General features: G+C 71.4%; 10 protein-coding genes. 7 read left to right on the plus strand and 3 right to left on the minus strand.

What is annotated here, in order from left to right; genetic code table 11:
* Nucleotides 1-246: 246 nt before the first annotated feature.
* Nucleotides 247-1,794, minus strand: coding sequence for a DHA2 family efflux MFS transporter permease subunit (locus IEY79_RS08835; RefSeq protein WP_189106773.1), 1,548 nt, complete (start codon nucleotides 1,792-1,794; stop codon nucleotides 247-249).
* Nucleotides 1,795-2,031: 237 nt separating this feature from the next.
* Between IEY79_RS08835 and IEY79_RS08840 the strand changes: the two genes are divergently transcribed.
* Both IEY79_RS08840 and IEY79_RS08845 read left to right on the plus strand, forming a co-directional pair.
* Nucleotides 2,032-2,592, plus strand: a complete 561-nt coding sequence (locus tag IEY79_RS08840) for a Chromate resistance protein ChrB (RefSeq protein WP_189106774.1) — start codon at nucleotides 2,032-2,034, stop codon at nucleotides 2,590-2,592.
* A gap of 114 nt (nucleotides 2,593-2,706) precedes the next feature.
* Nucleotides 2,707-3,084, plus strand: coding sequence for an ArsR/SmtB family transcription factor (locus IEY79_RS08845; protein WP_189106775.1), 378 nt, complete (start codon nucleotides 2,707-2,709; stop codon nucleotides 3,082-3,084).
* A 33-nt stretch (nucleotides 3,085-3,117) separates the two neighbouring features.
* On the opposite strand, the gene IEY79_RS08850 is transcribed toward IEY79_RS08845, so the two are convergent.
* The gene (locus IEY79_RS08850) at nucleotides 3,118-3,813 is read right to left on the minus strand and encodes a 4'-phosphopantetheinyl transferase family protein (protein WP_229700754.1); all 696 of its coding nucleotides are present in this window, start codon (nucleotides 3,811-3,813) and stop codon (nucleotides 3,118-3,120) included.
* A 50-nt stretch (nucleotides 3,814-3,863) separates the two neighbouring features.
* Nucleotides 3,864-5,135 carry a cation:proton antiporter domain-containing protein gene (locus tag IEY79_RS08855; RefSeq protein WP_189106776.1) on the minus strand — a complete coding sequence of 424 codons (1,272 nt, stop codon included), beginning with the start codon at nucleotides 5,133-5,135 and terminating at the stop codon, nucleotides 3,864-3,866.
* A 707-nt stretch (nucleotides 5,136-5,842) separates the two neighbouring features.
* On the opposite strand from IEY79_RS08855, the gene IEY79_RS08860 reads away from it, so the two are divergent.
* From IEY79_RS08860 to IEY79_RS08880, 5 genes are all read left to right on the plus strand, one after another.
* A complete protein-coding gene (locus IEY79_RS08860; RefSeq protein ID WP_189106777.1) occupies nucleotides 5,843-6,985 on the plus strand; it encodes an acyl-CoA dehydrogenase family protein in 1,143 nt (380 codons plus the stop codon).
* On the plus strand, nucleotides 6,982-8,469 hold the full coding sequence (locus IEY79_RS08865; RefSeq protein WP_189106778.1) for an amino acid adenylation domain-containing protein: 1,488 nt from the start codon (nucleotides 6,982-6,984) through the stop codon (nucleotides 8,467-8,469). The genes IEY79_RS08860 and IEY79_RS08865 overlap by 4 nt, the downstream gene beginning before the upstream one ends.
* Nucleotides 8,470-8,551: 82 nt before the next feature.
* On the plus strand, nucleotides 8,552-8,839 hold the full coding sequence (locus IEY79_RS08870; RefSeq protein WP_189106779.1) for an acyl carrier protein: 288 nt from the start codon (nucleotides 8,552-8,554) through the stop codon (nucleotides 8,837-8,839).
* Between the two features lie 7 nt (nucleotides 8,840-8,846).
* Nucleotides 8,847-10,193 (plus strand): NAD(P)/FAD-dependent oxidoreductase, encoded by a 1,347-nt coding sequence (locus IEY79_RS08875; RefSeq protein WP_189106780.1) that lies wholly within the window; start codon nucleotides 8,847-8,849, stop codon nucleotides 10,191-10,193.
* Nucleotides 10,194-10,250: 57 nt separating this feature from the next.
* A partial coding sequence (locus IEY79_RS08880) for a type I polyketide synthase (RefSeq protein WP_229700755.1) occupies nucleotides 10,251-16,228 on the plus strand: 5,978 nt, incomplete at its 3' end.

Here is a 16,228-nt window from a genome sequence, read left to right on the forward strand (position 1 = left end):
AGATCTTGGCCGAATCAACTCCCCTGGCGAACGAGGCGACAGCGAATTCGCTCTGCGTAGCGCGTAGCCTTGTCGTGCTCCGGCACGGCGCTATTATGCCCACACTTCACCCGGTCAGGCCATGGATTCTAGCCGCGCGCCCGGCCGCATCGGGAGGCCGCCGGGCAAGGAATAGGGGTTCTGTCGGGCACGATAGGGGATGTTTCGTCGGCGGGTGCCGGGCAGCCGTGCTGGGAGCCGAATCGGTCAGTCGGTCTCGTCGGCGGCCTTGGCAGGTGAGGCGGGGAGCCGCAGGGCGATGAGGAGGGCGAGCGCGGCCGAGATGGCCGCGCTGGTGAGGAAGACGCCGGACATCGCCCGGGTGAACGCGTCGGCGGCGGCACCGGCGAGTTCCGCACCCTGGGGTTCGCCGATGCGCTCCGCGGCGGCGTACGCACCGGCGATCTGATCTCTGGCTGCGTCGGCCACCGGTTCCGGCAGATTCTCCAGATGCCCGTCGAGGTTGCGGGTGTAGATCGCGTTGAGCACCGTGCCGAGGATGGCGATGGCGAAGGCGGCGCCGACCTGGCGGATCGCCATCAGCAGACCGGAGCCGGCGGCCGCGCGGTGCTCGGGCAGAGTGCCCATGACGAGGTCGACCGCCGGGGTGAGGCCGAGCCCGGCGCCGAAGCCGATCGCCGCCAGGCAGAGGGCGCTGTAGGTGTAGGAGGAGTCCGGGGAGACGCGGGAGTAGGCCACGAACGCGGCGGTGGCGAAGGCCAGCCCGGCCACCATGGGGATCTTGGGCCCGATCCGGGTGACGATCTTGTCGACCGCGCCGGCGCCGACCAGCAGGGCCAGCACGAGCGGCACGAGGCGGACGCCGGTCTCGAACGCGGTGTGGCCGCCGAGGATTTGCAGGTACTGCGGCACGACGAACAGCACGCCGACGAGGGTGAAGGTGCCCGCGGTGGCCGCCAGGGCGGGCCAGGTGAAGGAGGGGTTGGTGAACAACCGAGGGTCGATGAGGGGGTGTTCCGCCCGGCGCAGCCGGTGGACGAAAGCGGCCAGGAGCGCGATGCCGCCGGCGATCGCGACCAGCACACCCGGATCGGCCCAGCCGTCGTCGGGGCCCTGGATGATGCCGTACACCAGGGCGGCGGTGCCCAGCACGGAGGTGGCGATGCCGGGCAGATCCACCGGGGGCGCGGCCGGATCGCGGGATTCCGGCAGCAGGACGACCGCGGTGATCAGCGCGGCGGCGCCGATGGGCAGGTTGATGAGGAAGATCGAGCCCCACCAGAAGTGCTCCAGCAGCCAACCGCCGACGATGGGCCCGAGAGGAAGACCGACTCCCAGGGCACCGACCCAGACGGCGATGGCGCGCCGGCGCTGCTCCGGCGGGAAGAGGACGGGCAGGATGCCCAGCGAGAGCGGCACAATGACGGCCGCGCCGACCCCCATGGCCGCACGGGCGGCGATCAGCATGGCGGCGCTGCCGCTGTAGGCGGCCCAGACGGAGGCGGCGGTGAACGCCGCCAGCCCCGCCAGCAGCAGCTTCTTGCGGCCGTAGCGGTCACCGAGGCTGCCGGCGGGCAGCATCAGGGCGGCGAAGATCACGGTGTAGGCGTTGACGATCCACTGGAGTTGGCTCGTGCTCGCCTCGAGGTCGCCCGCCAGGGTGGGCAGCGCGACGTTGAGCACCATCACGTCCAGTCCGACGGTCAGGAGCGCGACCGCCAGGGCGGCCAGACCCAGCCACCGGCGCAGCGGGGACAACGTCGGCGCCGGGTGCGGGCCGTCTGCCTGTGACATGCAACACCTCAGAAAAGTCCGGTCGTCGGGGCGATGCCGCCGAGGAACAAAGAAGTGCCCGCCGCGTGCGCGTGTGGGCCGGCCGCTTGGACGCACCCACGGGCGCTCGCTGGAGTGACAGCTTCCAGTTGTGTCATCGCTGAAGGGCGATGATAGCGAAGCTCAACGCCCATGTCTACCGGGAACCGGTCTTGGGCGAGGCCGGACGGACACCGCGGCACTCGTATCGTTGCTGCTGTGACCGAACATTTGAGCAAGGCATCCGGAGTGGACGAGGAGCCGTCCGCCGACGAGGAGGCGTGGCTGCTGGTGGCGGTGAGCACGGCGGGCGCCGCGGATTCGCTGCGGGTGCACGTATGGCGGAAGCTGCACGGCCTGGGCGCGGTCTACCTCCAGCAGTCGGTATGCATGCTGCCCGACCGGCCGGCGGTCGCCGAAGTGCTCCGGAAGCTGGTCGCCAGGATCGAGGCCGACGGCGGCAGCGCCCGCTGTCTGCACCTGCGCATCGACGACAAGGTGGAGCGCCGTGAGCTGATCGACGAATTCCGCCGGGCCGTGACGATCGAGTACGGGGAGGTGCTGGAGCGGCTGCCCACCCTCTCCGCCGGGGTGGAGACCGGCCAGAGCCGGGCGACGCTTCGGGAGGTCGAGGAATACGCGGCCGAGCTGGCCCGCCTGGAGTTCCTGGTCACCAAGGTGCGGTCCCGGGACTATTTTCACGCGCCGGCCGGTGCCGAGGTCTGCGCCGAACTCGATCGCGCCCGCGCCGCGATCGCGCATGCCAAGTCGCTGTTCTGACCGCCGCCGCGGACCGGAACCCGTCCCCGCCCGCGAGCTGCCGGGCTCCGCGGGGGTGATCGCGCGGGATGCCGCTGGGTATGAGTGGTGGACAGTGCAGTTACTATAGCCGTTATGGTGACGGCAAGTGAGTCTGCGGCCCGGACGCGGGGTGAGCTGGCCCCTGCGGCAGCGTTGTTCCACGGCCTGTCCGATCCGACTCGTCTTTCGATCGTGCAGCGGCTCACCGCCGGCGAGGCGCGGGTCGTCGATCTGACCGCCCTGCTGGGCATGGCGCAGTCCACCGTGTCGGCGCACCTGGCGTGTCTGCGGGATTGCGACTTGGTCGTGGCGCGGCCGGAAGGCCGGCAGATGTTCTACTCCCTCGCCCACCCGGAAGTGCTCGATGTGCTTGCCTCCGCGCAGGTGCTGCTCGGGGTCACGGGAAACGGCATGGACCTGCGCCCGGCCGGCGGCAGTGACGTTCCCGCAGCCGGCGGCGAAGTCGCCTGAGCGCGGTGGTCCCGGGCCCCGCCGAGCCCTACGTCATCGGCGCTTGACCGCGCACGCCGCCGCGTAGCCGGCCGCCGCCGGCAGGTCGGCCACCCGCCACCCCTCCGGTTGGGCCGGGACGGCTTCCACGCCGGAACAGACGGTGGCCAGGCCGGCGTTGAGCCCCGCACCCGTCCCCTTCAGCAACGCCTCCTTGCGCGACCAGCATCGGGTGAACGCGATCCGGCGGCGCATACCCGACATGCCGTCGAGCGCGCTGCGCTCCGCCGGGTGCAGGGTCCCCGCGAGTTCGGTCACCGCCGTGGCGTCGGGGACCTTTTCGACGTCCACGCCGACGGGCTCGGTGGCCAGGGCGATGAGGAGCTGGTCACCCGCGTGGGAGAGCGAGAAATGCACGGGGTCCCGGGGGATCACGGGCCGCCCGTGGGGGCCGCCGCACACGAAGCACGGCGCACGCCGGATCACCACCTCGGCGGGATCCCCGCCGAGGTGGTCCGCGAGAAGCCGGCGCAGCGCCACATGCGCGGTGCGGTAGCGGTCCCGGTCCTCGGTGCGCCGCAGGCTCGCGAGGCGCTCGCGTTCCGCCGCGTCCAGCCAGTGCTCGTAGCGGCGCGCCTCGGCGGCGTGGCTCGGCACGTGGCCGGACCACACCAGCTCCAGCCCCGGGACCTCGGGTCCGGTCTGCGGGTCGGCGGCCATGCGGCTGCCCGGCGATGTCTCGGTGAACACCTGTCCAAGCCTCCCGGGGCGGGCTGGGTGAGGGTCGGTACGGGCGCTCGCTAGCGGGCGGCGTCCGCCACGAGCCCCGCGTCGTCCGCGCTGCCGTGCGGCTGGGTGTCTTCGTCCTTGCCTGGTGGGCCGATGATCCAGGTCAGCAGGGGTCCTGCCATCGCGGTCGTGACCACGGCCATCACCACCATCAGGGAGTACAGGTCCTGGCCGATGAACCCCAGTTGAAGGCCGACGTTCAGGACGATGAGTTCGGTCAGGCCGCGGGTGTTCATCAAGGTGGCGAGTGCGGCCGATTGCCGGACGGGCATGCGGTTGAGGCGAGCTGCGGCGAAGGCGCCCGCGAACTTGCCGCCGATGGCGACGAGAAGGATCAGCGCGAGGGCGCCGAGTCCGGCGGTGTCCAGCTCCGACAGGTCCACGTTCAAGCCGGCGACCAAGAAGAACACCGGCAGCAGCAGCGTGCCGTTCATCTGCCCGAGCCGGTCCTGTATCTGGTCGCGCACCTGCTCGGTGCCGGTGCGCGGCAGGATCGCGCCGAAGAGGAACGCCCCGAAGATGTAGTGCAGGCCCACCCACTCGGTGGCGGCGGCTGACAGCAGCAGGCCGGCGAGCGTCCACGCGAAGAGCGTCGGGGAGAGCCGGAGCCCGGGCCGGGCGGCCACGAAGCGTTGCAGCAGCGGGCGGACGACGAGGAGCATGGCCAGCAGGTACGGGACCGTGAGCAGGATGCGCCATTGCTCGGAGGCGTCGGAGCCGCTGATCGCGACCACCCCGGCCAGCAGCGTCCAGGCCAGCACGTCGTCGATCGAGGCGCACGCCAGGGCCATGACGCCGAGCGAGGTGTGGGTCATGCGCCGGTCGGTGAGGATGCGTGCGAGGACCGGGAACGCGGTGATCGACATGGCGATGCCCATGAAGAGCATGAACGCCGTTCTGTCGTCGGATCCGTAGTCGTCCATCAGGTACAGCGCCAGGAGCGCGCCCAGGCCGAACGGCACCACGATCGACGTCAACGACACCGAAGCCGCCAGGCTCCCGCTGCCGCGGATCATCGCCGCGTTCCACTCGAGGCCGACGATGAACATGAAGACCGCGATTCCTATGACGGACAGCGCGGCGAGCAGCGACCGGATGGAGTCCGGGAAAAGAGCCTCCGTGATGGCGCCGTTGAACAGGGTCGGACCCAGTGCGATCCCCGCGAGGACTTCACCGATCACCGCCGGCTGCCCCAATCTCCGGGCCAGCACGCCGAGCATGCGCGCCAGCAGCACGATGACCGCGAGCCCGATGAGAAGTGAGGTGGTCTGATGCGCATCCATCGCTTTCCCGTTTCCGTGAGTGAGCGGCCGGTCCTGTCACCCGCCAGGACGAGGTGGGGCGCGACGACTCGGGGCGAACCGGGGGCATGAGGGGAATCCGGACGTACCGCAGCAGTGTGTGAGGGGCCGGAGGAATTAGCCGTGTCACGCCGGCAGGAGGCCCGGTTACCGGGCGGGCGAATCGTGGATTCTGCGTCGACGAGTTGCGGCCACCACCCCCGTACCCGTGTGGACCCGTCACCCGCAGATCAACCGGGCTGCGCTGATGCTAGCGTCGTTGGACGATGATATCTAGTCCCGCCTGTGCGGGTGCGTCGCGACCGGCGTTCAGCGGGTCTGGCCTGGGATTACTCGAAATCTGCGATGCATGGCGGGTGTGGTCGACCGCATCCTCGACTCCGTACGGTGTCGCTTCAGTTGCATTCCGCGAGCAGGCTGAACCCTCTTGACGGGCTCCAGCGCCTCACTTTACAGTCTGGCGATGTTAGCGAGTTTCACTATCGACATCGTCTAAAGTCGATGTTAGCGAATGCTTCGAGGTGGCGCCGGGTGCCACCATCGGCGGCCGCACACGGGGTTGAGCACACGCGTGCGGCAAACAGGAAAAACTGTGAACGGGGAACCCTTTCGCGACGTCATGTTCCCGTGACACAGATGATCTCCGCGGTACGACTGCGGCAATGGTTTTCGTCGCATAAGGGGGAGCGTTGGAGTTCGGGTTCACCGCTGCGCAACAACAGAGGTACGACGCGATCCTCTGCGCCAGCCGGGAGAAGTTGGGCCGCGCGGGAACTGAAGGCGCCGGCAGTTATTTCACGCGTCAACAATGGAAGGCCGCTGCCGAAATTGGGCTCACCGGCCTGTGCCTGCCGGAAGAGCACGGTGGTGGCGGTCTTTCCGCTCTGGACACCGCTCTTTCCCTCGAAGCTTTCCAGCGCGGCTGCCGGGACGCGGGTCTTGTCTTCTCGGTCTCCGCGCACCTGCTCGCGTGCGGTGTACCGATCCGCGACTTCGCAGCGGGAGAGGTGCGGCAGGACTTCCTGCGTGGGATGGCCGACGGCAGTCTCGTCGCGGCGAACGCGATGACGGAGGACGACGCCGGCTCCGACGTGGGCAATCTGGCCGTCACCGCACGAAGCGAGGACGGCGCGTACGTCCTGGACGGAGAGAAGTCCTTCTCCAGCAACGCCCCCGCCGCGGACGTCATCGTCACCTACGCCGTCACCAACCCGCGCGCAGGATTCCTCGGTGTGACGGCGTTCGCCGTACCGCGCGACCTCTCCGGCATCCAGGTGGGAGAGCCCTTCAGGAAGATGGGGCTGGACAGCTGCCCGGCGGCGCGCGTGACCTTCCGGGACTGCCGCGTCCCGGCCCGCTACTGCCTCGGTGAAGAAGGCCAGGGCGGCGCCGTGTTCCAGCACTCGATGGGGTGGGAGCGCGCCTGCCTCTTCGCCGGCTACGTCGGGCTGATGGAGCACCAGCTCGAGCGCTGCATCGAACACGCCAAGCAGCGGAAGCAGTTCGGCAGCCCTCTCGGGAGCTTCCAGGCGATATCCCACCGGATAGCGGTGATGAAGCAGCGCCTGGAGAGCGCCCGCCTGCTGCTCTACCGGGGCTGCTGGCTGATGGACCAGGGCCGCGACTACACCGAGGCCGTGGCCTTGGCCAAGGTCGCCGTGTCCGAGGCGGCCATCGCCAACAGCACCGACGCGGTGCAGATCTTCGGCGGCGCCGGCTATCTGGCGCAGACCGGCGTGGAACAGCACCTGCGCGACAGCGTGCCAAGCGCCATCTTCTCCGGGACCAACGAGATCCAGCGGGAGCTCATCGCCCGGGAGGCCGGCCTGTGAACCTCCACCAGTGCGTGATCGACTTCGCCGGCAAGGAGCCCGACAGACTCGCCGTGACCGGTCCGGCCGACGCGCTGACCTACGGCGTCCTGGACGAACGCGCCGGCGTCCTCGCCTGGCGCCTGCGCGCACTCGGCGTCGGCAGGGGCGACCGGGTCGTCATCTGGGCCGAGAAGTCCCCGGACGTGGTGGCGGCGATGCAGGCGGTGCTCCGCCTCGGCGCCGCCTACGTCCCCGCCGACGGTACGAACCCGGCGGCGCGGGTGGCCGGCGTCGTCCGGGACTGCAGCGCCCGCGTGGTGCTGAGCACCGCGACCCTTCTCCCGCAACTGCACGACCACCTGCCCGAGGACTTCCTCTTACAGGATCTCGCCGAGGACCTGGACGGCGCGCCGGAGCAGATCAACGAGTTCGTCGAGCCGGACAGCCTCGCGTACATCCTCTACACCTCGGGCTCGACCGGGACGCCGAAGGGCGTGAGCATCAGCCACCGCAACGCGTGGGCCTTCGTCGACTGGGCAGTGCGGGTGCTGGAGCCGACCCCCGCGGACCGCTTCGCCAACCACGCGCCGCTGACCTTCGATCTTTCCGTCCTGGACCTCTACGCGGCCTTCGCCGTCGGCGCCTCGGTCCACCTGATCCCCGCGGAACTGGCCTACGCCCCCACGCAACTCGTGGACTTCCTCCACCAGAGCCAGATCAGCATCTGGTACTCGGTGCCGTCCGCCCTCACCCTGATGATGCGCGACGGCGGCCTGCTGGAGCGGACGGCCCCGCCGCGGCTGCGGGCAGTGCTCTTCGCCGGCGAGCCCTTCGCCATCGACCAGGTCCGCAGGCTGGCGGACTGGACGTCCGCCCGGCTCCTGAACCTCTACGGTCCGACGGAGACGAACGTCTGCAGCTTCCACGAAGTCGCCCCCGCGGATCTGTCCCGGGACCGGCCCCTGCCGATCGGCGGCACCGCCTCCGGCGCCCGGCTCTGGGCACAGCGTCCCGACGGGATGGTGGCCGGGCCGGGTGAAGAGGGCGAACTCCTGGTCGAAGGACCGACGGTGATGCTCGGGTACTGGGGGCGCGGCCGGCACGACGGCCCGTACGCCACCGGCGACATCGTCCGGGTGCTGCCGGAGAACAGGTTCGAGTACGTCGGCCGGCGTGACCACATGGTGAAGGTGCGCGGCCACCGCGTGGAACTCGGCGATGTCGAGGCAGCGCTCGCCGCCCACCCGGACGTCTCCGAGGCGGTCGTCGTGGTCGCCGGCACCGGGATGGACGCGCGGCTCACCGCCTTCGTGCTCCCGGGCGGCGACGGGCAGCCGGGCCTGCTCGACCTGAAACGCCACCTGGCGCGGCGGCTGCCCCGCTACATGCTCGTCGAGGACGTGCACGTGGTCACGGAACTGCCGCGGACCCGCAACGGCAAAGTCGACCGAGCCGCCCTCGCCGCCACAGCCAGGCAGCCGGTGACTTCCCGCCCCTTATAGACGCCGCCGCAGCCGGCATCGAGCCCGCCCGGCGGACGCGCAAGCCCTTATCTCCATTCACATCCACGGAGGGAAATTCCACGTGTCCGATGACGTGACTTCAGAGCGTATCTCGGGGTACATCCGAGAACGCTTTTTGAACGGCGACAAGAAAGGGGAGCTGGAGGAGACCACGCCGCTGCTCGAATGGGGCGTGCTCAACTCCATGAACACGGCTCTGCTGCTCATGTTCATTCGCGACGAACTCGGTGTCGTGATACCGCCCACGAAGATCAACGCGGGCAACTTCCAGGACGTGAAGAGCATTACCGCGATGGTGACCGACCTCGCGCGCCAGGACCAGGCGACCATCGCCGCCGGAACGGAGTGAAGGCCGCATGAGTACTGACCACGACGTCGTCATCATCGGTGCCGGGCCGGCCGGTTCCACCGCCGCGGCCTACCTGGCCAAGGCAGGCCTGTCCGTCGCCGTCTTCGAGGGCGAGCAGTTCCCCCGCGAGCACGTCGGCGAGTCACTGGTGCCCGCCACGACCCGCGTGATGACGGAAACCGGCGCCATGCCGAAGATCGACAAGGCCGGCTTCCCGCGCAAGTACGGGGCTGCCTGGACCTCGAAAGAGACCCGCAACATCGTGACCAACGACTTCAGCAAGTTGGCTCACGAATTCGGCGCCGCCGAAATCCAGTTCAGCGAGCGGGACCAGGAAGGCATCGACCGCGACTACACGTACCACGTGGACCGCGGGAAGTTCGACCTCATCCTGCTGGAGCACGCCGAGAGCCTGGGCGCCAGGGTCACGCAGTCCACCCGCGTGCTGCGGGCCGACTTCGACGACCCCGACAAGGTGACCATCACCTGCCGCAACGACTCCGGCGAGTTCCAGGTCACCACGAAGATGCTGGTCGACGCCTCCGGCCGGCAGACGATGCTGGGGCGGCAGCTCCGCGTGAAGCAGCCCGACCCGGTCTTCGACCAGTACGCCGTCCACGCCTGGTTCGACGGTCTCGACCGCAAGGCCCTGACCTCCAACCCGGACAAGCTCGACTACATCTACGTCCACTTCCTGCCGATCAGCGACACGTGGGTGTGGCAGATCCCCATCACCGACACGATCACCAGCGTCGGTGTGGTCACGCAGAAGCACCAGTTCACCAAGGCCAACACCGACCGTGACAAGTTCTTCTGGGAGCTCATCGAAAGCCGCCCGGAACTCGCCGCGGAACTGCGCAAGGCCGAGCAGGTCCGCCCGTTCAAGGTGGAGGCGGACTACAGCTACGCCATGGAGAAGATCACCGGCGACCGCTTCGTCATGATCGGCGACGCGGCCCGGTTCGTCGACCCGATCTTCTCCAGCGGCGTCAGCGTCGCCCTCACCAGCGCCAAGTTCGCCAGCGCGGACATCATCGCCGCCCACGAGGCTGGGGACTTCGCCGAGTCGCGCTTCAAGACGTACGAGGCGAAGCTGCGCAACGGCGTACGCAACTGGTACGAGTTCATCTCCGTCTACTACCGGCTGAACGTGCTGTTCACCGCCTTCGTGCAGGACCCCCGCCACCGGCTGGACGTCGTCCGGCTGCTCCAGGGCGACCTGTACGACGACGAGGAGCCGGAGGTGCTGCGCGTCATGCGGGAGACCGTGACCGCCGTGGAGAACGACCCCACGCACCTGTGGCACCCGTACCTCGGAACGCTCCGTGCCCCCATGGCGGCACCCGCGTTCTGACCAGGCCCCGCCCGCCCGGCGACGGCTGAATCCCCCGGCAACACCAAGCAGCACCCGATGAAGCGCACAACCACGACCCGACCGATGCGTCGGGCGCCAGGAGGGAAGAAGAAGATGCTCGCGGACGCGACCAACGCGCAAGAACCCGCAGAGCCCATCGCCATCGTCGGCGTGGGCCTGCGGTACCCCGGTGGTGTCCGCGACCTCGACGCGTTCGGCGCGCTTCTCGGGTCCGGTACGAGCATCGTGACGGAGGTGCCGCCCGACCGGTGGGGTCCCGAATTCTGGGACCCCGAGGGCAACCGGCCGGGCACCATCGCCAGCCACGTCGGGATGTTCCTCGACGACATCGACAAGTTCGATCCGGCGCACTTCGGGATCGCCGCCAGGGAGGTCGGGTCCCTCGACCCCCAGCAGCGGCTGATCATGGAGATCGCCTGGGAGGCGATGTGCGACTCCGGCCGCCCCGTGGAGAGCTGGTACGGGACGCGCACCGGGGTGTTCACCGGCATCCTCGCCCACGACTACGCCCTGCTGCACAGCAAGACCCTCGGCACGGCGGGCATCGGGCCGCACTACGCGCCGGGCACCGAGTTCAGCTTCGCGGCCGGCCGCCTGGCGCACGCCTTCGACCTGCGCGGTCCGGCCGCGGCGGTGGACACCGCGTGTTCGTCGTCGCTGTACGCGGTCAGCATGGCCTGCCAGAACCTGCGGTCGGGCGAGTGCGACACCGCCCTCGCCGGCGGCGTCAACGTGATGACCGCGCCGGAACTCAGCGTCTTCATGAGCCGGGTCGGCGCGATCTCCCCCACGGGGCAGATCCGTCCCTTCCACGCGGCTGCCGACGGCGTCGTCCGCGGGGAGGGCTGCGGCTTCGTGGTGCTCAAGCGGCTGTCCGACGCCGTCGCGGACCGCGACCAGATCTACGCGACCATCCGCGGCTGGGCCGTGAACCAGGACGGCCGCAGCCTCGGCGTCACCGCGCCCAACGCGATGGCGCAGATAGACCTCCACCACCAGGCGCTGCGCCACGCGGGCCTCGGCCCCGACGACGTGGACTTCGTCGAAGCGCACGGCACGGGCACCCCGCTGGGCGACCAGACGGAACTGATGGCCCTGGCCGACGCGTACAAGACCCGCAGCGCGGACCGGCCGGTGTACATCGGCTCCAGCAAGGCCGTCTACGGCCATACCGACGCCGCCGCCGGCATCACCGGGCTGCTCAAGGCCGTCTGGATCGCCAGGGCCGCGCACGTCCCGGCGCAGCCGGGACTCGACGAGCTGTCCCGCGCGGTGGACTGGAAGAAGAGCGGCATCGCGATACCCACCAGCGGCGAGTCCCTGAACGGCCTGGACCGGCCCGTACGGGCCGGGGTGTCCTCCTTCGGGCTCAGCGGCACCAACGTGCACGTCTTCGTCGAGACCGCCGCCTTCGACGACCCGCCCCGGCCGCCGGCACCGGATCAGCCGCTGGTGCTGCTCGCCTCCGCGTCCGGCGAGCGCGAGCTGGCGGAACAGGTGACCCTGCTGCGCGACCGCGCCACCGAGGAGCAGCAGCACCTGGGCGACGTGATCGCCTCCGCGGCGACGCGCCGCACCCACGAGACGCACCGCTACGCCGCCGTGGCGGCCGAGCCGGCCGCACTGCTCGCCGCGCTCGACGACCCCCAGGACCCGCCGGACGGCGCGTACACGGGCATCGTGGATCCCCGCGGCGTCCCCGCCCCGGTTTTCGTCTTCTCCGGCCAGGGCAGCCAGTGGCCCGGCATGGCCGCCGACTTGGTGGATGGCGACGCCACCGTCCGCGCCACCCTGGAGGAGTGCGACGCACTCGTCCGCACGCACACGTCCTGGTCGCTGATCGACGAACTCCGCCGGGTCGACGGCAGCAACCTGAACCGCACCGACATCGCCCAGCCCGCCATCTTCGCCGTGCAGCTCGCCGCGACGCGCTGGCTGGCCGAGCGGGGCGTACGCCCCGCCGCCGTCGTCGGGCACAGCATCGGCGAGATCGCCGCCGCGCACGCGGCCGGCGCCCTGCCGCTCGCCGACGCCGTCCGTCTGGTGGTCCAGCGCGGCGAGATCCTGCACGAAACGGCGGGCACGGGCGGCATGCTCGCCGTCAAGGCGGCCCCCGCGTCGGTCACCGAGGTCCTGGGCGACCTCGACGGCTCGGTGGTCGTGGCCGCCGTGAACGGGCCCGACGCGGTCGTGGTGGCAGGGCCGCACGATGGCCTCGAAGCGGCCGAGGCCGCCTTCACCGCACGCGGACTGCGCGCCAAGCGACTCGACATCGACTACGCCTTCCACAGCCCCCTCGTCGCCGCGAGCGGCGGCCGGCTGCACGGCGCCCTCACCGGAATCGAGCCCGCCGAGCCGTCGCTGCGGATGCTGTCCTCGGTCGACCCGGACGCCGACGTGACGCGCCTCGACGCCGACTACTGGGCGCGCAACGTCACCGAGCCCGTGCAGCTCTGGCCCGCCGTCGAGCGGCTGCTGCGCGAAGACCACTGTGCCCTGGTCGAGATCGGCGCCCACCCCGTCCTGGCACGTGCGCTCGCCGCCGGCATGGCGCAGGCCGAGCGCCCGGGACCGGTCATCCCCACCCTGCGCCGCGACGAGCGCGGGGCGCTGGCCCTGCACCGGACGCTGGCCCGGCTCCACGTCGCCGGTATCTCCGTCGACTGGGAGAAGACCACCGGCACGCCGCAGCGCTACCGCCGGCTGCCGGTGCCGTCCTGGGGCGGCGACCGGTACTGGCTGCCGGGCGTCGACCGCGGTGAACAGGGCGGTACGCAGCCGGCCGTACCGGCGCAGGCCAGGCTGAGCCTGCTCAGCTCCGACGGGCGCGTCATCGCCGAGATGCTCGCCGAGCCCACCGGCGGTCCGGCTCCGGCCGCCGCGCAGGCGCCGGCACTCCAGGCACCCGCTGCGGCGCCCGCGGCCCCCGCTGCCGCCGCACCCGCCCCGCCGCCCGCCGCGGCAGGGCCCTCGATCGCGCCGGTGGCGGACCGGGTGGAGAAGGTGACGCGCGCGGTCCTGGGCAACGGGTCCGACAAGCCGCTGCCGCGCCGCCGCGGGCTGTTCGAGCAGGGGATGGATTCACTGACCGCCGTCGAACTGCGCACCCGCCTGGAAGCCGAGTTCGGCCTGGCGCTGTCCTCGACCGTCGTCTTCGAGCACCCCACGATCGAAGCCCTCGGCAAGCACCTGGCCGGGCTGCTCCCCGCCGACGGCCCCGGGCAGACCCCTGCCGCCGACGCGGCGGCCCGCTCCGGAGCCGACGCCGGCCGCGGTACGGCCGAGGACGGCGTCGCCGTGGTCGGGATCGCCTGCCGGCTGCCCGGTGCGGGGTCGCCCGACGAGTACTGGACGCTGCTGAGCGAGGGCCGCAACTCCGTCGGCGAACCGCCCGCGGACCGCAGGAAGGACGCCATCTGGGCCGAGGCCGACCCGGACGTCCCCACCCGCGGCGGCTACCTGGCGGACGTCGCCGGCTTCGACGCCGACTTCTTCCGCGTCTCGCCGCGCGAAGCGCGCTCCCTCGACCCCCAGCAGCGCCTGATGCTCGAGGTCGCCTGGGAAGCACTGGAGGACTCCGGGCACCCGGCGGGTGCCCTGGAAGGCCGGCCAGTCGGCGTCTACCTCGGCCTGAACACCGCCGACTACCAGCAACTGCTCACCCGCGACATGCGGCAGGTCGACCACTACTACGGCACCGGCACCTCGTTCGCCGCCACCGCGGGCCGGCTCTCCTACTTCCTCGGCCTGCGCGGTCCGAGCATCGCCGTGGACACCGCGTGCTCGGCCTCCCTGACCGCGCTCCACCTGGCCTGCCAGGGCCTGGAGAACGGCGACTGCGAGGTCGCCGTGATCGGCGGCGCCAACGTCATCGTCGCCCCGACCGTGTCCGTGTCCATGACCGCCGCCGGAGGTCTCGCGCCCGACGGCCGCTGCAAGACGTTCGACGACGCCGCCGACGGCTACGGTCGCGGCGAAGGCGCCGTGGCGCTCATCCTCAAGCCGCTGGCGGCGGCGAAGCGTGACGGCGACCGCGTCTACGCCGTGGTCCGCGGCAGCGCGGTCAACCAGGACGGCGCCAGCGGCGGCATGACCGTACCCAACGCCGCCGCCCAGACCGCCGTCGTCCGCCAGGCCCTCGAACGGGCCGGCTGGGCACCCGGCGACGTCGACTACGTCGAGGCACACGGCACCGGCACGCCCCTCGGCGACCCCATCGAGGTGCACGCGCTGGCCGAAGCGCTCGGCCGGGACCGGCCCGAATCCGCCCCCGTCCTCATCGGCTCGGCGAAGGCGAACATCGGCCACCTGGAGGCCGCGGCCGGCGCCGCGGGACTGCTCAAGACCGTCCTCTCGCTCCACCGCGGCGAGATCCCGCCGCACCCGCTCGACCGGCCGTCGACCCGCATCGAGTGGGACCGCCTGCCCGTCTCCATCGCGACGACCCGGCAGCAGTGGCCCGACCGGGGCCGCCCCGCACGCGCGGGCGTCAGCGCCTTCGGGTTCAGCGGCAGCAACGCCCACGTCCTCGTGGAGCAGGCGCCGCAGCCTGCGCGCGCCGAGGTTTCCCCGCGCCGTACGCCCCCGTACGTGCTGCCCGTCACCGCCGCCACTTCTGCGGCGCTGCGCCGGACGGCCGCCCGCATGGCCGCACGGCTCAGGGCGGCACCGCACGAGCTGGACGACGTCGTCTTCACCGCCGCGTACCGGCGGACCTGGCTCGACCACCGGCTCGCCGCCGTCGGCGAGAGCGCCGACGAACTCGCCGCGGCACTGGAGGAGTCCGCCGAAGGCCGCCCGTCGCCTCTGGTGCGTACCGGAGAGGCCGCGAGCGACCAGCAGCGGACGGTCGCGCTGTGGTATGGGCCGGAGCTGCCGGGGGCGGAGCTGCGTCGGCGGCTGGCCACGGTGCCCGGCTACGCGCGCGCCCTGGAGACCTGCGCCGAGGCCATCGGCAACGCCACCGGAAGCACCCCGGACCTCATGGCGGAACCGCCCGGCGACCTCTACGACACCTACCTGTTCTGCCACCAGGTCGCGGCGACCATGCTGTGGAGCACGGTCGGCGTCACCCCGTACGCCGCCGCAGGGCAGGGCGGCGGCCAGATCGCCGCCGCCTGGACGGCCGGGCAGTTGACCATCGCCGACGGCGTGCGACTGCTCACCGCGGGCCCCGAGGGCATCCGGCTGCTGCCCCCGCGCCTTCCCGTACTTGCCGCCGACCACGCCACGCCGGCCGACAGCGCGGAAGAACTCGCCGCCCGGGTCGCTTCGCGGCCCGAGCACGCCGCGACGCCCGACGAGGCGTACGCCGGCCGTTTGGCAGACGCCGGTGTCGACGCCGTCGTGGACGTCGCCCTGGGGGAGTTGCCGCAGGCGCTGGACGAGCTATTCCGCGTGCCCGTCGACGCCGACGACGCGCTCCGGCGCCTGGCGCTCACCGCCGCCGACCTGTTCGTCACGGGCGGCCTCCCGGCCGCCGGCGCGACGCAGCCCCGGCCCCCGGTGAGCCTGCCGAGCTACCCGTGGGAGCACCGCCCGTACTGGTACCGGAACGCCGACGACGACACCGCCGGCCGGCTGCTGCCCTTCGTCGTCTCCGCAGGCAGCCCGTCGGCACTGCGCGACCGCGCCGAACGCCTGCACGGGTGGGTGGCGGACCGCCCGCAGGTGAGCACCGCCGACCTGGGCTGGTCGCTGGCCACCACGGTGAACGCACAGGAACACCGCGGGGTCGTCCTCGCCCGCGACCGGCACACGTTCCTCGACGGGCTGCAGGCGCTGTCCCGCGGCATCCCGGGCGGCGCCGTCCTGAGCGGCAACGCCATGGGCGGCAACCCGGTCGTCGTCTTCCCGGGCCAGGGGTCGCAGTGGGCCGGTATGGCGGTGGAGCTGTTCGAGGAGTCGCCGGTCTTCGCGGAGCAGTTGCGGGCGTGCGCGGACGCTCTTGCTCCGCACGTGGACTGGGACTTGCTCGCGGTGCTGCGCGGCGAGAAGGGCGCGCCGGGGCTGGA

This window comes from Streptomyces camponoticapitis, from assembly GCF_014646115.1.
GTDB classification, from domain to species: Bacteria; Actinomycetota; Actinomycetes; order Streptomycetales; family Streptomycetaceae; genus Streptomyces; species Streptomyces camponoticapitis.